Below are 19,462 nucleotides of genomic sequence, written 5' to 3'. Positions count from 1 at the left end.
CATATCGGCAAAGAATTCCAGTGCAATTTCCATGTCGGAACTTGCGCTTATTGTCGCAGGGAGATGACAAATGTCAAAAGTATGGATCGGCCTGTTCCGCGGCATTAATGTCGGCGGCAATAACAAGTTGCCGATGAAGGCACTGGTCAAGGTCATGACCGAGGCGGGCATGACCGAGGTCAAGACCTATATCGCCAGCGGCAATGTCGTCTTTCGCTCGGACAAACCGGAGCCGGCATTGATTGAGCAGATCGAGTCCCTGGTCGAAACGCATTTTGGCTTTCGCGCTCAGTTTTTCCTGATCACCCTGGAGCATCTCGAGAAACTGATGGCCGCCAACCCCTTCAAGGACCACGAACTGAAGGGCAAGGCGCAGCACCTGTTTTTCCTGAAAGGCCCGGCCAGCAAGGTCGATTATGAGCTGATGGATAGCCTGAAGGCCGACAATGAAGCGTACAGTTTGACCGATGAATGCTTTTATTTTTATGCGCCGGATGGCATCGGCAGGTCGAAGCTGATGGAAAAGCTGGGGCGCTGCATCAAGGCCGACATGACGGCGCGCAATCTCAATACGGTTGAGACCTTGCGAGAGATGGCTGGCGCGTTGGAAGCCGGTTGAAGGCATTGGGTTGAAGATTGGCGGCAATCGGCATAAAGCTCCGGGAAACCTTCGAGAGCCTGCCCCAAGAGCACATTCATGACCTTCAACCCCATCATCGCCCCCTACCCGCTCGGCCGGCCGCGCCGGTTGCGCCAGCATGGCTGGATCCGCGACCTGGTGGCGGAGAACCGCCTGCATGTGTCGGACCTGATCTGGCCGATCTTCGTCCACGATCAGGACAAGGCGCGCGATGCGATCGGTTCGCTGCAAGGCGTCGACCGCTTGAGCGTCGCCGAGGCCGTCAACGAGGCGCGCATCGCCCGCGATCTCGGCATCAAGGTGTTGGCGCTCTTCCCGCACCTCAATGAGAAGATCCGCACCGCCGACGCCAAGGCCGCCATCGATCCGAACGGCCTGATCGTCCAGACCTGCCGCGCTATCAAGGCGGCTGTGCCGGATATCGGTTTGCTGGTCGATATCGCGCTTGATCCCTATACCGACCATGGTCACGACGGGCTGCTGATCGACGGCAAGATCCACAACGACGCCACGATCGAGATGCTGATCCAGCAGAGCCTGGCTTTGACAGCCGGCGGCGCCGATATCCTGGCGCCGTCCGACATGATGGAYGGCCGTATCGGCGCCATTCGCCAAGCTTTGGAAAAGGCCGGTCACTGCGACACCTTGATCATGTCCTATGCCGCCAAATATGCCTCGGCGTTTTACGGGCCCTATCGCGACGCCATCGGCGTCAAGGCCTTGAAGGGCGACAAGAAGACCTATCAGATGGACTCGGCCAATAGCGACGAGGCCTTGCGTGAAGTCGCCATCGATATCGCCGAGGGCGCCGACATGGTCATGGTCAAGCCCGGCCTGCCCTATCTCGATATCGTCCAGCGGGTCAGCGATACCTTCAAGGTGCCGACCTTCGTCTATCAGGTCAGCGGCGAATATGCGATGATCAAGGCAGCCGTCGAAAAAGGCTATATGGACCACGACCGCGGGGTGATGGAAACCCTGCTCGCCTTCAAGCGCGCCGGCGCTTCGGGCATATTGACCTATTTCGCGCGGCACGTCGCCGAACTGTTGAAAGCCTGAACCATGGACATCCGCAAGAGCCTGCAGCAACCACTGAACGACGGCACCTTTATTCGCCTCAACATGGCCGAGGGCAGCCATGAGGGTTTCGTCGTCGGCTTGAGCGCCAGCTTCGTCCTGCTCCAGGCCATTCACGAATATCAGGATGTCGGCGCCTTGATCGTGCCGCTGGAGCAGATCGACGACTTCGATGTCTCGGACTATCACGACGACCAATTGAAGATTCTCGACTTCAATAGCGTCAAGCGCACCAAGCGATTCAGTTGGGTGCGCCTGGGCAGTTTCGCCGATTTGTTCCAGTCGCTGAAGGTCAAGAACAAGTTCGTCGTCATTTCGGTCGAGGACGAAGCCGATGTCGGTCAGATCGCCAGCGTGCGCGCGGACAACGTCGGCTTGAAGGCGGTCGATCCCGGCGGCAACTGGATCGACGAGGAGCTGGACTGCGCCTTCGAGGACATCACTCTGATTCAGTTCGATGACAGCTATAGCCGGGTCTTGCAGCGCTATGTCGAACGGGCCGCGACCTTGAATTAGCCGGTGATCGGCCATTCGGAGCGCGCCGAATAGACGCGATGCAGGAGCGATGTCGCCTTGCCGGACAGGGCTTTGCGGCGGATGACGGGCGAGATACGGAGTAGTTTTGCCTAAGTTCCATGAAAACCGGCGCTCCGAATGGATTTGGCCCTTAATCGTAACGGTTATATAATACCCATACTTCGGCGACCGCATCTCCCGATACATGGTATGATACAACCTCTATGGAATCGCCCGGCGTCCATTCGGAGCGCCGGTTTTCTGGCAAAAGGGCCAAGACCACTCCGAACGGGGCCAGCGGGCCTTTCAGCTATTTGACATAAAGGGTTTGAGCGGTGCCTTCGACGATCGTGCCGTCGCTCCGAATGGCCCGAAGACTTAAGGTGTGGACGCCGGGTTTCAGGGTCCCGTCCGGGAACTGGAAGCTGAACTGGACCTTGGGATAGTTGGGATCATAGGCCAGGGCTTGCGGCGCCCGCGCCCCTGCCGGATCGAGGCCGTATTGCGTCGGCACGGCGATCTTGTGATCGATCATGACATCGACCTTGGTCAGACCCTTGGCGTCGGTCGCCATACCGAAATAGGCTTTGCGGTCATTGGCGCTGACGAAAACACCGGGCGTCGGCTTGCCGAAATAGAGCGCCGGCAAGAGCGGGCAATTGGCCGGGGTTGCGGGCGTGACGGGGCCAGCATGGACCTTGGCCGTGTAGATGTGGACCTGGACGCGGCCGGGCGGCAAGTCGGTCTCGGAACTGTCTTCGATACTGTCGAAAGTAGCGCACAGGCGCTGATAATAGGCCATAGCATCCGGGTCGTTGTACAAGGCTTTCGGCGTATCAAAAATCAGCACGACCGGCTTGTCCGGCCTGGCTTGCAGGGCTGCCGGATCAAGCTTCCAGGCCGCGCGTTCGATGGTGAATTTCGATAAATCGTCATAGGGCTCATTCAGACTGTAGACCTGCCGACCATGGCCCGCCAGGACCTCGAGACGCGACGCGGCGCGGTGGCCGCCCGCCGCCCAGACGGGTTCGTCTTTGAAGCGGGCCTTGGCGCGCGCGTCGGCTGCGGCGATGGCCGGCAATAGCCGCGACCAATCCTCATTGGTGTCGGCGGCAGCTTGCAGGGCCGGATACGGGACGCCGTCGGCGTGGGCGGTGACATAGCCGACGGCACTGACGCCGACACCGGCCAGTATGCCGAAAATCGGGCCCAAGGCGACAAGCGCCGAACGGAGACGACTTGTGCCGGCAAAGGCTTGCAAACGCTCGGGGATAAAAGCCAGGGCCGGCACAAGGGCCATCCAAACCCAATGCGGCATGACCCGTTTGTCGACCAGGGCGAGGACGACATAGAGGAGGAAAATCGTCGTCGCGATCCAGGCCAGGGCGGCACCCGGCGTGGTTTCCTTTTGGCGCAGGGCTTTCCAGCAGCCCGCGACGGCGGCCGGAAGAAAGACCGGCGTCATGACGGCTAACTGGATGATCAGGAAGCTGACGATGAAGTCGGGATGGATTTCGAACTTTTGCCGCCCAGCATGGAAAGCCAGGGCCGGCCAGCCATTCATGGCATTGTAGACCAGGGACGGCAGCAGCCCCAGCAAGGCAATGCCGGCGACGATATAGAGCCCGCGCCGCCGCCACAGCACGCGGCCTTGCGATGTGGCGAGAAGGTAGAACAGCAGGCCGAAACCCGGGACCGCAAAGCGGAAATGGATCAATAGACCGAGTGCCGCGCACAGTCCGGTCAAGGCCCACCATTTCACACCATTGCTGGCTATGGCTCTCAGCCAGCAGCCGCACATCAGGGCCAGCAGCAGTTGGATCAAGCCTTCGGGATAGAAGAGCGTGCCGTTGAGGGCGATGGCCGGCGCCAGCATGGCGATAATGGCGGCCCAGACGGCATTGCGGCGTGACGTTACCGGCAGGGCCATAAACCAGACGGCAAACGGCATGGCGGTGGCGATGACGAGCGCGAACAGGCGAAGCGGCACAACCGACCAGGCGACCGAGGTCAGTAGCCGCGCCAGCCACGGAAAGCCCGGCGGAATGTCCGGATGGCCAAGCGCCAGATGTTGACCCGATACCCAGAAGTGGGCTTCGTCCCACATCAGGTTGGTGTTGAAGATCATGAACAGGCGCCACAACGTCATGACCGCGCCCAGGATAAAGGCGGCGCGGATCAAGCCGCGGTCGCCGCCGAACAGGGGCCGGGCTTCGGCCGCCGGCGGCTCGGCATTCAGGTCAAAAAGCTGTTGCGACACGCGCGCCCCCGGGGATGATCGATGGCGGACTATGCCTCGAACGCGTAACCCGGTGCAAGCCTTGCCATGGTCGTGTGATCGCGATAGTCTTGCCATCTTAGGGGGAACACATGTCCATAAAAACCAAGATCGCGGCTGTAGCCGCTCTGGCAATGCTGATGACGGCCGGTCATGCGATCGCGGATGACCTGGCGACCTCCTATAAGACCGGCCTCGAAGGCCTCAAATTAAAAGAGGTAAAGACACGGGCCGAAGCCGGCGATGCGACCGCACAACTCGAACTGGGGCATCGCTACTATTACGACAAGCACCTGAAGGACGACAAGCAGGCGCTGGCCTGGTTTCAAAAGGCCGCCGCGCAAAACCTGCCGTGGGCGGAATACGAGACGGCTGTCATGATCGAAAACGGCGAAGGGACGACGCCAGATCCTGTAACCGCCTTGCAATGGTACCAGAAGGCCGCGGCCGTAGGTGTGATCCTGGCGGATTTCGATATTGGCGTCAGCCTGCTGATGGGGGAGACAGGGCCGGCGGATCCGGCCGCGGCCGCGCCTTACCTAAAGCTTGCCGCCGAGGCGGGCGAACCGCGCGCCGAATACCTGCTGGGGACGATGTACCGCGACGGCAAAGGTGTTACGCAGGATCCCGCGGAAGCCGTCCGGTGGTTTAGGGAGTCCGTCAAGCGCCGGTTCCAGCCGGCGGCCGAAACGCTCGAGGTCATGTATCGCGAAGGAACAGGCGTCGAAAAGGACGCTGTGACGTCGCATGCCTGGCGCATCATGTCACAATACCTGCAGAACTACGACCAGATGCAGGCCGGTGTTCCAGCCGGTGCCACTGCGCAATATTATTATCTGGTGACCCCGAAACTCAGCCAGGACGACAACCTGAAAGCCTGGGAGATGTATGCCGGCTTTATGCGTGAATTCGGTTTCGTCGATGACAAGGATGACGGCAAGGCGGCCGACGCAGTACGCGGGGCCATTGCCAGAAGCCCCAACACCAAGCCATAACCGAATGGGTTGGCCTAAATGGGTTTGACCTATCGATGGCTTGTGGTTTCGCGCCCCTCTGTTGAAAGATGCTTGTGCCGCCAGGCTTTCGGGCTTTCTCCCTCCAAATCGCGGAAGGCCCGGTTGAAAGCGCTAAGCGAGCTGAAGCCGACATCAAAAGCGATCTCGGCAATGGTCACTGACTCGGATCTGGTCATTCTGAGTTTGGCGGCTTCGAGTCTCTGGAAGTTTATAAAGCCGGGAAAATTGCGATAGCCCAACCGGTTCAGAATGAGGCGGCGCAGACGATATTCCGGAACATCGAGAACGACCGAAAGGGTTTTGATTGTCAGGCCTTCCTGCCGCCAGATTTCTTGCTCGCTCATAGCTATGTTCAGCACCAGCAAAACCGCATCGTCGGCGCCATCCTCGCCGGTTGTGCCTGCCGCGCGTTGGGGCTCAGAGCGCAAATGCGAAGAGAGTAGCTGACAGGCCACAAAAATAGTCACGCAGGTAATCGCCGCTTCCCGCTGGAGGGTCAGCCAGGAATGCAGAAGGCCCAAACGCGAAGCCGTTGCGAGGGCGATATCCGTCAGGGCCGACAGCGCGATCAGACCGGTTGCGGCGACGATCGGGCGCCGCAATCTCCGTCTAGCATCGTCCAGGTCGCCGGACCAACCGCCCAACAGGGTGACGATCGATCTGACGAGCAGGAATAGGCAACCCATAATAAATACGGCCAACAGCAGGGATTGGGTTATCCCCCGGCTGTTGACGACCACGGGCCCAAGAATAGACAAAAGAACCGAGGGTATAAAGGCTCGCCAGGTAAGTTTGCGATCTTCGAAGATCACGGTCACCAGCAGGGCGTAAAAACCGATATCGCCGCTGACCAAGGCCGACAGTGGAAGGCGTAACCAGACATTTTGCGCCACCAGGGAGCCGATGAGTGAGGTGGTGCATAAGGCGTAGACCGCGACCGCGAGGCCGAACAATCCGGCGGCCCAACGCAGATGCGCGGGCGCCTTCGACCGCCACAGAGCAATTTCCAAAACCAGGATAATGCCCGCCGTTACCGCGCCCAGCATCACTTCGCAGATTGCGGATAAACTTGCTGTCACGGGTTAAGTCTCACGGGCGGTGGGTGATTTGAGGAATAGCCTCTCTCGCAACCTGGTTCACGCAAAATGACAACTCCACATAAATAACTGGGCGATTCGTAAAAAGATCACGGCATTAAAGCGATCGCCGCGACGTCCGCCACGCAATATTCTCTGATCAGAAACCTTATTCCGCAAGGTTTCCGATGGCATACACCCTATTCCCACCCTTCGAAACGCCATCCTTGGCTCATCCCCGCCGGCGGCAAGCCGAGCGGGATTTTGGCTTGGGTAGATTTCAGCGAATTACCTGGTCCGCGGAAGGCCCTATCGGTGCCTGCCGGGCCACGGTAGCCAATGCCGTCACGGTTCACGGCGGCAATCCGGTTCCGGGCTGGCAAATCCATGTCTGGCCAAATCTGTTTTTTGAAGCCTTGGCCCATTATGTCTGGCGCGCGCCCAGCGGTGAGCTTGTGGACCTGACGTCCAAATACCCGTCGGATCGCGCCAGGCATACGGTGTTCATTCCCAGCTGCGACCCGGCATTTTGCGACAGCCTCCATAGCCGATATTATATTCTCCATCACGCGCCCGAAGTCCATGTGCTGATCGACGCGTCGAGGCGACAGGACGAAAAGAGACGGATGATCGAAGACGCTATTCGGCATCGTCTTACATCCGGCACCGGGCATGTTTGCCGATGGCTTGATCACGCGAATGCGGAGGAAAAGGCTCAATTGGAGGCCGACGAACTTTGGATCGGTGTCGCCATCAGAGCCTGCGAGGCGCTTTCGGCAGTCAGGATATCTCGCGGTCGCGGCCCATTGTCGGCGCAGTTGCCGGCTAGGGCTTCGACGACGGCGGGTAGGACGACAAGGTGATTTGCAGACCGCAGGTTTTGAAGGCCGAATTCATCCACGCGGCCACCGCGACCTGGCATGGGGCGTCTTCGATGACGTGGGTCCAGCCGACACCACCCAGGGCGCCGTGGGAACCGGCAAAGGTTTGCTCTTTGTAGGTGCCGGGGCCTTCGTATTGGTGGGCCGTACCGCCGAACCAGACCCGCATCGGGTTGTTCATGATGCCTATGCCACCCGGCAGGTTCAGCCCGATCGTGCCTTCATATTTAACGACCAAGGCCGGCGACGTCGACCGTCGGGCCACCCACACAGCCTTGACATTGGCCGGAATGACCTCGCCGCCCGGGATGACGTGGCGCGCCACCGGATCGAACAGGAACATGCCGTCGACATCGATCTTGTCGGCCTTCAACGCCTTGGCGGTATAGAGGACGGCCGAACCGCCGCGGCTGTAGCCCGCCAGGAAGACCTTGCCATCGGGGTTGAGGCGCATGTTTTGCTTGATAAAATCGGCGGCGCGGATGCCCTTGGCCCGGGTGGTCATGCCGTCGTTCGACGGACCGCGTTCATAATGGCCGATGGTACCTTCGGCATTGGTATACATCTGCCGGCAGAACGAGTGGTTCATTTCACCGGCATAGGTTTTATCGCGAAAGGGTCCGGTGCCGTCGACTATGGCGAGAAGCATGGCGTCGTCCTCCGATGATCAGGCCGGCACTCAACACGCAGATGGGGAGCCTGTCCATTGGCTTGGCGATCACATCACCGTGCTTTTTTGAGGCGCCGGGCTTCGAGGCGGGCGTGCAGGCTCGAGGTGTCCCAACGCTTGCCACCCATGGATTGAACTTCGGAATAGAACTGGTCGACCAGAGCGGCCACGGCCAGGTGAGCGCCGTTGTCGCGGGCCTCGTCGAGCGCGATACCCAGATCCTTGCGCATCCAGTCGACGGCGAAACCGAAGTCGTACTTGTCTTCGCTCATGGTCGCCCAGCGGTTGCTCATCTGCCAGGATCCGGCGGCGCCGGCCGAAATGGCGCTGAACACCAAGCCGGGGTCGAGATCGGCGCATTTGGCGAAATGCAAGGCTTCGGCGATGCCTTGGACCGTGCCGGCAATGGCTATCTGATTGCACATTTTAGCGGTCTGGCCGGTGCCGGCTTCGCCCAGGTGGGTGATCGACTTGGTATAGGGTTTGAGCAGTTCGACAACGTCGTGGAAGCGGCCTTCGGGACCGCCGGCCATGATCGACAACTGGCCGTTGACGGCGCCGGCCTGACCACCTGATACGGGCGCGTCGTAAAAAACCACGCCTTTTCCAGCACTTTCGACCGACATCTCACGCGCCAGTTTCGCCGAGGTCGTGGTGTGGTCGATAATCAGGGCGCCGCTGTTCATATGCGGCAGGGCCCAGCTGAGGAGGTCGCGGACGTCGTTGTCGCGGCCGACGCACAGGATCAGGGCATCGGCGCCGGCGACAGCGGCCTCAATGGTCGCGGCCGCCGCGGCGCCATGTTCGGCTGCCCAGGCATCGGCCTTGGCGTGGGTACGGTTGAAGCCGATAACCTGATGGCCAGCCTTGACGAGATGGCCGGCCATCGGCCCGCCCATAATGCCGAGACCGGCAAAACACAATTTCATATCTGGCCGTACTTTCCCTTGAAAAACGTCAAGCCCGGTTGGGCGTCGTCGGCTTCGAAGCTGTGAACCTCACCGACGATGACCAGGTGGTCGCCTACGACGCGGGTGTCGTATTGTTCGCAGTCGAGAAAGCCGGCGACCTCGTTGAGGCGCAAGGGATGCAAAGGGCTGATCAGGCCTTCCTCAGGTACGATGTGGGCATTTTGACGGGCGAAACGACGCGACAGGGCTTCATGGCCGCCGCTTAGTATGTTGACGCCGAAACGACGGGCGCCAGCATAGATGGCGTAACGATGGGCCTTCAGATCGATACACCATTGAATCAGGCGCGGCTCCAGCGAGATCGAGCTGAACGAATTGGCGGTCATGCCGACAATATGGCCTTCGATATGGTCGGGGTCGGGCGCCGTAATGACGCAGACCCCGGTGGCGAAACTGCCCAATACGTGCCGATAGGTCTTGGTATCCATGTCCCGTCCTGAATTCCCTAGTTAGGTGAGTAATGGCCTAATGCATGTAACGGGCCAATTGCAACGACAATTTTTCAAGGAATTCCACAGTTTTTCCGGGGCTTTGCAACGCCGTATTAACGTTAACTCATCTAAGGTGTGCGCACTTATAGCCCGAGATCTCCGCATGGCCAGCCGCGACGTCCCTATTATTATCAAGAAGGTCAAGAAGGGCGGCGGCGGCGGTCACCACGGCGGCGCCTGGAAGGTCGCCTATGCCGACTTCGTCACCGCCATGATGGCCTTCTTCCTGTTGATGTGGCTGATCAACACGACCTCGCCGGAACAGAAGCGCGGCGTCGCCGATTACTTCGCCCCGGCCAATGTGTCGCAATCGACCTCGGGCTCCGGCGGCATACTGGGCGGCCAGGCCCTGGGCGCCGACGGCGACAAAAACGAAGGTACCATGTCCTTCATCGAACAGATGGCCCCCAAGCCGCCCGACACCCAGGACAAGGACGGTACTTCGACCGACTCCGGCAAAAACGTCACGACCGGCGCGCCGACCGATTCGGAAACCGATGCCCAGAAACAGGAACAGGCCTCGTTCCAGAGCGCCGCCGAAAGCCTGCGCCAGGCCTTGCAGGACATGCCGGAACTGGCCGAATTGTCGAAAAACATCCTGGTCGACCAGACGCCGGAAGGTCTGCGCATTCAATTAATCGATCAGGAAGGCCGGTCGATGTTCAATGAGAACTCGGCCGCCCCCAATGACCGCGCCAAGCTGTTGCTGCGCGCTGTCGCCAAGGTCGTCAACAACCTGCCGAACCGCATCACCATCACCGGTCATACGTCGGGCGTCGCCGGCCAATCGGGCCAGAACCCTAAGGATTGGTCGCTGTCGTCCGGCCGCGCCGATGCCGCTCGCGCTATCCTGCAACAGTCAGGCGTCGACGAGGATCGCATTGCCCAGGTGTCGGGCAAGGCCGCCAAGGAACCGCTCTATCCGGACGATCCGTCGCTGGCCGGCAATCGTCGTATTGCTATTGTTTTACTACGGGAAGCGCCAGTCTTGCCACAAAACTGATTCAGTCCTGTTTTAAGGGATTCTACTGTTCAATTGGACCTTGCCCGATTAGACAAATTAGGATCAACTGCGATCAGTATCAGGCAGGTTCAGGAAAGCGTACCCGGCGGCCATGAGTGAACTTTCATGAGTGAACATTTTCCAGGTCGAAAACTCAGATATTATCTGACGATCCCAGGCCCCTGCCCCTACCTGTCCGGCCAGGAAGAGCGCAAGGTGTTCGTTCATCTGCCGCCGCTGGAAGCGCTCAGCGTCAACGACCAATTGTCGGCCATCGGGTTCCGCCGTTCGCAAAACATCGCCTACCGCCCGGCGTGCCAGACCTGTCGGGCGTGCCAAAGTGTGCGCATACCGGTCAAGCGCTATGAGCTGACCAAGTCCGACCGCCGCGTCATGAAGGCCAATACCGACCTGACCAAGGCTTTCGTCGAGGCCGAGGCCAGCCGCGAACAGTTCGACCTGTTGCAGAAGTACCTGAAGGCGCGCCATCCCGACGGCGGTATGATGGATATGAGCTGGCCGGACCTGGTCGCCATGATCGAGGACACGTTGGTGCGGACGCACCTGATCGAATACCGTTTGGGTGAGCAACTTGTGGCCTGTGTGCTGGTCGATGCTCTGAACGACGGGCTGTCTTTGGTGTACAGCTTCTACGACCCGGACATGATGGCGCGGAGCCTGGGGCGGTTTATTATCCTCGATCACGTCGATCAGGCGCGCCGGGCCGGCTATGACTATGTCTATCTCGGCTATTGGGTGAAGGGTTCGCCCAAGATGGATTACAAAGCGCGCTATCAGCCGTTGGAAGGCCTGACGGATCTCGGCTGGCAGGATATCCATCCGCTGAAGACCTGACGATGAAGGAAGGGGCCTTCGATGTAGAGAACACTCACAAGGAAGTGGGGGCTTTTTGTTATGAAGGCTTGGCCATCAAGTAACGATGAGCTTGTTGGGCCAACCACAGGCAAACCACCAGGCAGGCCAGAGTCAGTACGGCGATAAAGGCCAGCAGAGCATTCACGCCGATATGGCTGAGCAGCAGTGCGCCGATGGCGGGGGCCAGGGCTTGAATGACCAGACTGACGCGGCGGATGCGGCCCATTAAAGGTGGGTAGCGGACGGGCCCGAAGATGGCCAGGGGCACGGTGCCAGTGGTGATCGAAACCACGCCCAGGCCTGCGCCATAGATCATCAGGGCCGGCAGGTTGAGGCCAAAGTTGGATACGATAAGGCCGATGCCGATGGAGACGCCGACGACGCCGAGCGCCATGGAGACATAGGGCGGCCAGCGCCGACCGATGGTCAGTTCCAGCAGCCGGGCTATGACCTGGGATGGACCGACGACAGTGCTGAGGGCGACGGCGGCAGCGGCGGTCATACCCCGGCCGATCAGGATGGTCTGCATATGGACCGACATCATGGCGACAATGGCCATTTCGCAGGTAACGACGAAGCCGAGCGCCAGATAGATGGGGATTTCGCCGCCTTCGGGGCGGACGGCGGCCATGGCCTTGACGTCATGGACGTGGGTGTCGGCCGGGCGGGGCACGGCGAGCAGATAAAGCGGCAGACAGACTGAGAGGTGCAGGGCAGCGAAGGCCAGGCAGGCGCCGCGCCAGCCGATATGGCCGACCAGCAGGCTGCTGAGCGGCCAGAAGACAGTGCTGGCGAAACCGCCCCACAGGGCGATCTGAATGATGGCGGACCGTGCTGTTGCACCAAACAAACGTCCAGCCGTGCCAAAGGCGGCGTCATAGAGGCCACTGCCCATGGCCAGACCCATGATCGCCCAGGCCAACAGGAAGACAGGCAGGTAGGGACTGAGCGCCATCAGGGCGAGACCGGTGGCGAACAGGATGGAGCYGATAGCCAGGACCAGGCGGCCGCGGCCCGCGCCGATATAATGCCCGGCGAATGGGGCAACCACAGCCGAAACCAGGATGCCGGCCGAATAGCCGCCGACCACCCAGGTGAGCGGCCAGTGTGTGTCCTTGACGATGGCCGCGGCCAGGACGGTCAGCAGGTAGAGCGATGTGCCGAAAGCGATCAACTGAGCCAGGCCGAGCGCTGAAATGGCAAGCCAGCGGCGTGGCCCGGAGACCTCGTGGGTGGCAGTGGCGGCTACCACACGATATGGCTCAGGAAGGCCGTGTCGGTGGAGGTGGTATTGAGAATCGTCACGACGTTTCCACTGCCCAAATCTATGACCGTATCGGCGCCTAACTGGGTGAAGATCGCCGTATCCTGCGCGTGGTAGGCCTGGAGGTCGATCGTGTCGCCATCGGTCGCGGAGAAATCGGCAATGGTATCGGCGCCGCTGCTCAAACCAAAGACGAAAGTATCGGCGCCCACGCCGCCGGTCAGGACATCGTGACCGCGCCCGCCGTCGAGGCTGTTGTCGCCATCATTGCCGGTCAGGAAATTGTCGCGGGTATTGCCGGTTCCGTTGAGATTGGCGGCTCCGGTCAGGGTCAGGTTCTCGACATTGTTGCCAAGGATGAAGCTCACCGAGCTGAACACGCTGTCCGTTCCCTGGCCGCTATATTCCGTGACGGTGTCACCGATATTGTCGACATAGAAGCTGTCGTCGCCCATCCCGCCACGCATGGTGTCGGCCCCTTTGCCGCCATCGATGACGTCATTGCCGTCGGCGCCGCCCAGAGTGTTGTTGCCAACATTGCCGGTCAGGTGATTGTCGAGGGTATTGCCGGTGCCGAAGCGAACACCGGAGCCCGTGAGGATCAGGTTCTCGATATTGGCGCCCAAGGTATAGGTGCCGTTGATCGCGATCGTATCATTGCCGGAATTGCCGTATTCGGTGACGACATCGAGCTTGTTGTCGACATAGTAGCGGTCGTCGCCCTGGCCACCCTTCATGGTATCGCCGCCCTTGCCGCCGTCGAGCGTATCATTACCCAGGCCGCCGCCCAGATTGTCATTGCCCTCGCCGCCGATCAGCTTGTTGTTGCCGTCATTGCCGATGATGGTGTTGTTCAGGGTGTTGCCGGTGCCGGCGGTGTTACCGGTGCCGGTCAGTGTCAGCTTCTCGACATAGGCGCTCAGGATATAGGTCCGCGAACTGATAACCGTATCGCTGCCGCCGCCGTTCAGCTCGGTCACGACATCGCTCGAGTTGTCGACAAGATAGGTGTCGTTACCGGCCCCGCCTAACATGATGTCGGCGCCGGCTGCGCCGTCGAGGATATTGGCGCCGCTATTGCCGGTCAGGGTATTCTTCGCGCTATTGCCGGTGCCGTTGAGATTGGCTGTCCCCGCCAGGGTCAGTTTCTCGATATTGGCGTCAAGCGTATAGCTGATTGCGACCAATTCGGTGTCGGTGCCCTCACCGGTTTCTTCGTCAACAACATCGCTCAGATCGTTGATAACATAGGTATCGTTGCCCAGCCCGCCGATCAGGGTGTCTAAGCCGGCACCGCCGTCCAGCGTATCATTGCCGGCGGCGCCGGTCAGGATGTTGGCGCCAGTATTGCCGGTAATGAGGTTGGCGCCGGCGTCGCCCGTGCCATTGAGGTCGGCTGTGCCTGACAGGGTCAGATTTTCGATGTTGGGGAAAATCATGGTATAATCGACGGAGGCAATAATGGTATCCGTGCCCTCATTGGCAATTTCGTAGAGCTGGGTTGTCGCGCTGGAGACAATGTAGGTGTCGTTGCCAAGACTGCCTGTAAGTTGGTCGTTACCACCGCCACCGTTGAGGACATTGTTCCCGCGATTGCCATAAATAAAATTATCGCCGGTATTGCCGGTAGCATTGATATTTGCAGACCCCATTAGGCCCAGGCGCTCGATATTGTCGGGCAGGATGTAGCTGGCTGTTGCGTCGACCTGATCATTGTCGTCGCCGGCCGCCTCGATAACAACGTCCTGGCTGTTATCGACATAGTAGAGGTCATTGCCTGCGCCACCGACCATCCGATCGATACCACCATCGCCATCGAGGACGTCGTCGCCAGCGTTGCCAGTCAGGGTATTCGCGGCGGTATTGCCGGTGATGGTGTCGGCGCCTGAACCTCCGATGGCGTTTTCTATCGTCACGCCTTGGTCAATGGTGAAGCCGTAATCGAAATTGGTGACGTATGAGACCGCCCCGCCACTGGCCGGATCGGTGTAATACATGCTGGCCGGGCGCAGGTCGATGACGACATTGTAGCCGAGCGTGGCGGCAGTAACCGTGTCGGTTCCGTTGGCATCCCAGATGCTGTACCAACTATCGCCGGCCGTCACCGGATCGGCCATGATGTAGGTATCGTCCCCGTTATGATAGCTCACATTGGCGCCGTACTTGGCTTGCAGTACCGCCACGTCTATCGCCATGGGCGAGGTATCATAGCCGTGCGTAAACACGAAATTCGACAGGGGCGGCACGGGGCCGGAGGGCCAGCCGTCGTTATAGGACATAACCGTATACACGCCCTGGTTCTGCCAGCCATAGCCGCGGTAGTCGTAGGTGTCGTTGACGCCGGTCATGATGGTCGAGGTGCCACCATTGTCGAAAGGATGAGCCAGACCCAAGCCATGGCCCAGCTCATGCAACAACGTGTCGAAGCCGAGGCCGCCCTTTTCGAGCGCACCGCCACCCGCCTCGTCCCAGCCGACGCCATTACGGGCAAATACGCCTATGCCGGCATCGTCGGTGCCCGGCGGGTTCATATAGGCCAGGGTGTTTTCATCAAGATCGTCGGCCGTCACCAATTTGAAATCGGCCTTGGTGATGTCGGTCGTCTGGACGAAGGTCAGGTTGATATATTGCGAGTAGGTGCTGAGTGCCAGCATGGCTTGCTGGATCTCGTAATCGTTCCAGCCGAGCGAGGTCTCACCGGCCAGGACCGTGCCTTCCGGGGCGAAATAGACATGAACTACACCGTCAGTCACATTGAGCTTGCTGCCCCAATCGATCGAGTCGGTCAGCAGCGGCCGGTCGCCGACGGCGGCTTTGATGGTATAGTTGCCGTAACCGGAACCGTTCGAGCTGGTCACTTTAATATAGTATCGCCCGGTAGTAGCGGCTTCGAAATCGAGATGAGCGTCTGTGCCCGTACCGAAATCATCATTGGTAGCAATATAATCAGAAGAGGCATACTGGTTGTAGACAGTCAGTTGCATGTCCGTAGCCTGGCCGGGGCTGGTCACGTCGAAATCATAGGCTGTGCCGGCGACCAGATCGAAAACGAACCAGTCTTCGTCCTGGGGCGTGTCGATACGGTCACTGTAGATCTGCCCAAGAGTCAAGGCTGGCGCAGTCGGGTCGGCGGCATTGGCGCCGGTATCCTGAGTCGGCGTGGAACCATGGCTCATGCTCAGGGAATACCCTCCGGTATAGGTCAGGCCGGAGTCGGCATCGGTCCACGATTCCGCTGAAATGTAATAGGTACCGGTATCTCCGCAGTAATAAGCCAGGTGAGCGTTACGGCCTGCGCCGCCATCATCGTTGAAAGCCAGTACCTGCCCAGAAGAACTATACAGATTCAAATATGGATCTTCGAGCGGGGTGGCGCCGGTGCCGTTCATGGTGAAATCGTAGATCTGGCCGGCCGTCAGGGTAACGGCGAACCAGTCATGGTCGTTGTCGGTATCGATGACCGAGGTCACGGTGGCACCGGCCGCCAATGTGCTGGCGGTCGCGATGGTGTCGCCGATATCGTCGGCGCCTATACTGATAACGGACATATTCTTCCCCCCTGAACTCGCTACCGCGTGACGGTCTATTTATACGACATATAAACAGGTTTTTCCGTCTTCAAAAGGGCCATCTGTGTCTTTTGGTTCGTCATTTCCTTGTGATCGACAGCCGCTCAGAACACCGTATGGGYTGTAACGTCACCGACCGTCGCATTGAGGACGGTCACGGTATTGCCACCGCCGAAATCGATGATGACGCTGGTGCCGGACAGGGTCACGGTGTGTGACACGGCGTGATAGGCGGAGGCGTCGATACTGTCGCCCTGGCTGGAGGTAAAGTCGGTGATGGTGTCGGCATGGCTGCCGGTCTGGAAGACGAAAAGGTCCGCGCCACCGCCGCCAGTCAAGGAATTATTGCCGGTATTGCTAACCAGGATGTTGGCCTTGCTGTTGCCCGTGGCGTTGATATTGCCGCTCCCTGTCAGGGCCAGGGTTTCGATGAAACGGCCGCTTAAGCTGTAGCTGACGGAAGAATTGATCAGGTCGGTGCCGGCGCCGTCGGCTTCGACGACATTGTCGCCGGCGTTATCGACAATATAGGTGTCATTGCCCGCGCCGCCGGACATGGTATCGGCGCCCGCCTGGCCGTCGAGGATATTATTGCCGGCATTGCCGGTGAGCTGGTTGACGGCGGCATTGCCGGTGGCGTTGAAGTCACCGGTGCCGGTCAGGATCAGGTTTTCCAGGTTGGCGCCGAGCGTATAGGTGAGGCCGGCGCGGACCGTATCGGTGCCCTGCCCTGCCAGTTCGGTGACGACATCGCCGGCGACATCGACCCAATAGGTATCGTTGCCATCGCCGCCGACCATGGTGTCATTGCCAGCCTTGCCATCGATCAGGTTGATACCGCTGTTGCCGATGATGACATTGTCGGACGCATTGCCGTTGCCGTTGATATCGAACAGGTCGGCGAGCGTGAGGTTTTCGATATAGCTGCCCAGGGTGAAGGAGACGAAGGAGATGACGGTATCGTCGCCGCCCAGGCTGGCGTTCGACGATTCCGTGACGGTGTCGCCGGTGTCGTCGACATAGTAGGTGTCGTTGCCCAGACTGCCACTCATCTTGTCTGCGCCCGCGCCGCCGTCGATGATATTGTCGAGGCTATTGCCGGTAATGGTGTCGTTGGCGGCCGAACCCGTGGCGTTTTCGATACCGTCGAGCCAGGCGGTATTGCCATCCTGCACCGCCTTGCCGCGGTTGAGGTCAATGGTGGCCGAGCCGCCCATGGATGAGGCGTCGTAGGTATCCGAGCCGCCGTCACCGTAGACATGGTCGGTGCCGATTGAGGCGTAGATACGGTCGTTTTGATCACCGCCATAGACGTAGTCGTCACCGTCGCCGCCACTTAAAGTGTCGCTGCCGGCGCCGCCCATAACCATATCGTCACCGCCATCGCCATTGGCCGAGTCGTTGCCGCTGCCGGCATCGATCGTGTCATTGCCGTCGCCGCCGCTGATGGCGTCATTGCCGCTGCCGCCATCGATGTTGTCATCACCCAGGCCGCCGGTGATCGAGTCGCCGCCGTCGCCGCCGTACATGACATTGTTGCCATCGCCGGCGCTCAAGGCGTCGTTGCCGGCGCCGCCGTCGATATAGTTGTCGCCGCTGCCGCCATCGAGCACGTCATTGCCACCGCCGCCGCTGATGGTGTCATTGCCGTCATTGCCGTTGATCTGATTGCTGCCGGCATTGCCGATGATGACATTGTCGAGTTCATTGCCTTCGCCGTTCAGCGCGGCCGAACCGGTCAGGGTCAGGTTTTCAATATTGAAGGCCAGCACCGGCAGGGAAATCGACGAGACAATGGTGTCGTCACCTTCGCCGTCGAGTTCGATAACATAGTCCGAGACCGAATTGACGTAATAGGTGTCGTCACCTTTGCCGCCGTACATCGTATCGCCGCCGCTGCCGCCGTCGAGAACGTCGGAATCGGCCGTGCCATACAGGGTTTGCATGCCGTTCAGACCGGTGGCGGCGCTATACACGCGTTGGTAGACACCCTGATTGTCGCCGTCATTGCTGTCGTCCGTATAGGTGACGACAAAGCCGCCATCGGCCAGGGCGGCAAGCGCCGGCGTCGTCTGGTAACCACCGAGGGATTGATTATTGACATAGATCTCTTCGCCGATGGCATTGCCCCCCGCGTCGAAGCGCTGGGCGGAAATGCCGGTGAAGCCTTCGCCATCCTGGTTATCGTCCTGAAAGGCGATGACCCAGCCGCCATCGTCCAGTGCTGCTATTACCGGCCGGAGTTGATCACCGAGCGTAAATTGATTGACCAGAACCTCGCCGCCGACCTTGGCGCCGGCATTGTTATACTGCTGAGACATGATGGCGGTGCCATCGCCGTCCTGGCCCTCGCTGCTCCACGTGATAACAAAGCCGCCATTGGTCAGGACGCAGACGGCGGGGTCGCTCTGGTCGTTGGCTGTGACGGAATTGACGCGGGTCTCGCTCCCGATGGGCGTGCCGCCGACAAAGTATCTTTGCATGTAAACGCCGCGGCTGCCGTCGACATTGTCCTGACCGTTGCTGACCCAAACCACGATATAGGCGTCATTGTAAAGCTGAGCGGTCACGGCGCGTTCCTGATTTCCGCCCGTCGTCGTGTTGACCAGGGTTTCGCCGCCGACCTTGACGCCATTGGCATTATAGGTCTGGCTGTAAATTCCGCCGTTGTTCGCGTCCGGCCCGAGCCAGGTGACGACATAGCCACCGTCGTTCACTGCGGTTACCGAAGGCGTGATTTGCGAGCCGGTGGTCGTGGTATTGACCAGGGTTTCGCCGCCCACGACATGAAAGCCGGCATCATAACGTTGCGCATAGATACCGTAGGACGAGCCGTCCTGGCCACCGCTGTACCAGGTAACGACAAAGCCGCCGTCTTCAAGCAGGGCAATCTTGGGGCTGTGCTGATCGGGAGCCCCGGCGGTATTGATCTGGAATTCCATGCCGATCTTGTGCCCGGTCGCGTCATAATGCTGGCCAAAGATGCCATAACCGTCGCCGGCGCCGGCGCCTTCCCATGCGACAATGTAGGTGCCGTCACTCAAGGTCACGACACTGGGGTCCATCTGGGTGCTGAAGGTCGTGGTATTGACGCGGAACTCGGGCATTGTGTTGAGAACGGAGGTCATGGCGCA

At 59.9% G+C, this 19,462-nt stretch carries 14 protein-coding genes; 6 read left to right on the top strand and 8 right to left on the bottom strand.

Annotated features, from left to right (window positions below; translation table 11 throughout):
- Positions 1-70: 70 nt before the first annotated feature.
- The 3 genes from AC1DX3_RS00565 to AC1DX3_RS00555 all read left to right on the top strand — a co-directional run bounded on the left by AC1DX3_RS00565 (position 71) and on the right by AC1DX3_RS00555 (position 2,233).
- On the top strand, positions 71-619 hold the full coding sequence (locus AC1DX3_RS00565) for a DUF1697 domain-containing protein (RefSeq protein ID WP_476987282.1): 549 nt from the start codon (positions 71-73) through the stop codon (positions 617-619).
- Between the two features lie 78 nt (positions 620-697).
- Positions 698-1,699 (top strand): porphobilinogen synthase, encoded by a 1,002-nt coding sequence (gene hemB / locus AC1DX3_RS00560; RefSeq protein ID WP_476987281.1) that lies wholly within the window; start codon positions 698-700, stop codon positions 1,697-1,699.
- Positions 1,700-1,702: 3 nt separating this feature from the next.
- Positions 1,703-2,233: a hypothetical protein gene (locus AC1DX3_RS00555; protein WP_476987280.1), complete on the top strand. Its 531-nt coding sequence runs from the start codon at positions 1,703-1,705 to the stop codon at positions 2,231-2,233.
- Between the two features lie 310 nt (positions 2,234-2,543).
- Here the strand turns inward: AC1DX3_RS00555 and AC1DX3_RS00550 are convergent, their stop codons facing one another.
- Positions 2,544-4,493 (bottom strand): ArnT family glycosyltransferase, encoded by a 1,950-nt coding sequence (locus tag AC1DX3_RS00550; protein WP_476987279.1) that lies wholly within the window; start codon positions 4,491-4,493, stop codon positions 2,544-2,546.
- Between the two features lie 110 nt (positions 4,494-4,603).
- Between AC1DX3_RS00550 and AC1DX3_RS00545 the strand changes: the two genes are divergently transcribed.
- Positions 4,604-5,506 carry a tetratricopeptide repeat protein gene (locus AC1DX3_RS00545; RefSeq protein WP_476987278.1) on the top strand — a complete coding sequence of 301 codons (903 nt, stop codon included), beginning with the start codon at positions 4,604-4,606 and terminating at the stop codon, positions 5,504-5,506.
- 29 nt (positions 5,507-5,535) lie between these two features.
- Here AC1DX3_RS00545 and AC1DX3_RS00540 read toward each other — a convergent pair whose 3' ends face one another.
- The 4 genes from AC1DX3_RS00540 to AC1DX3_RS00525 all read right to left on the bottom strand — a co-directional run bounded on the left by AC1DX3_RS00540 (position 5,536) and on the right by AC1DX3_RS00525 (position 9,553).
- Entirely contained in the window at positions 5,536-6,606 is a 1,071-nt protein-coding gene (locus AC1DX3_RS00540) for a helix-turn-helix domain-containing protein (protein WP_476987277.1), read from the bottom strand.
- Between the two features lie 822 nt (positions 6,607-7,428).
- Positions 7,429-8,133 (bottom strand): hypothetical protein, encoded by a 705-nt coding sequence (locus AC1DX3_RS00535; RefSeq protein WP_476987276.1) that lies wholly within the window; start codon positions 8,131-8,133, stop codon positions 7,429-7,431.
- Positions 8,134-8,207: 74 nt separating this feature from the next.
- Positions 8,208-9,083, bottom strand: coding sequence for an NAD(P)-dependent oxidoreductase (locus tag AC1DX3_RS00530; RefSeq protein WP_476987275.1), 876 nt, complete (start codon positions 9,081-9,083; stop codon positions 8,208-8,210).
- Positions 9,080-9,553 carry a flavin reductase family protein gene (locus AC1DX3_RS00525; protein WP_476987274.1) on the bottom strand — a complete coding sequence of 158 codons (474 nt, stop codon included), beginning with the start codon at positions 9,551-9,553 and terminating at the stop codon, positions 9,080-9,082. The genes AC1DX3_RS00530 and AC1DX3_RS00525 overlap by 4 nt, the downstream gene beginning before the upstream one ends.
- 166 nt (positions 9,554-9,719) lie before the next feature.
- On the opposite strand from AC1DX3_RS00525, the gene AC1DX3_RS00520 reads away from it, so the two are divergent.
- Positions 9,720-10,619 carry a flagellar motor protein MotB gene (locus AC1DX3_RS00520; RefSeq protein ID WP_476987273.1) on the top strand — a complete coding sequence of 300 codons (900 nt, stop codon included), beginning with the start codon at positions 9,720-9,722 and terminating at the stop codon, positions 10,617-10,619.
- Between the two features lie 126 nt (positions 10,620-10,745).
- Positions 10,746-11,474, top strand: a complete 729-nt coding sequence (locus tag AC1DX3_RS00515; RefSeq protein WP_476987272.1) for an arginyltransferase — start codon at positions 10,746-10,748, stop codon at positions 11,472-11,474.
- Between the two features lie 58 nt (positions 11,475-11,532).
- Here the strand turns inward: AC1DX3_RS00515 and AC1DX3_RS00510 are convergent, their stop codons facing one another.
- The 3 genes from AC1DX3_RS00510 to AC1DX3_RS00500 form a co-directional block, all read right to left on the bottom strand.
- Positions 11,533-12,747, bottom strand: a complete 1,215-nt coding sequence (locus AC1DX3_RS00510; protein ID WP_476987271.1) for an MFS transporter — start codon at positions 12,745-12,747, stop codon at positions 11,533-11,535.
- Positions 12,741-16,307: a M10 family metallopeptidase C-terminal domain-containing protein gene (locus AC1DX3_RS00505; RefSeq protein WP_476987270.1), complete on the bottom strand. Its 3,567-nt coding sequence runs from the start codon at positions 16,305-16,307 to the stop codon at positions 12,741-12,743. The genes AC1DX3_RS00510 and AC1DX3_RS00505 overlap by 7 nt, the downstream gene beginning before the upstream one ends.
- A gap of 125 nt (positions 16,308-16,432) precedes the next feature.
- Entirely contained in the window at positions 16,433-19,456 is a 3,024-nt protein-coding gene (locus AC1DX3_RS00500; protein ID WP_476987269.1) for a hypothetical protein, read from the bottom strand.
- Between the last annotated feature and the right edge of the window lie 6 nt (positions 19,457-19,462).

The sequence above is a fragment of the Asticcacaulis sp. P2_B1 genome (genome assembly GCF_056404915.1).
Note: the sequence above shows the minus strand (reverse complement) of the source record. Positions and strands in the feature narration are given on the sequence as shown.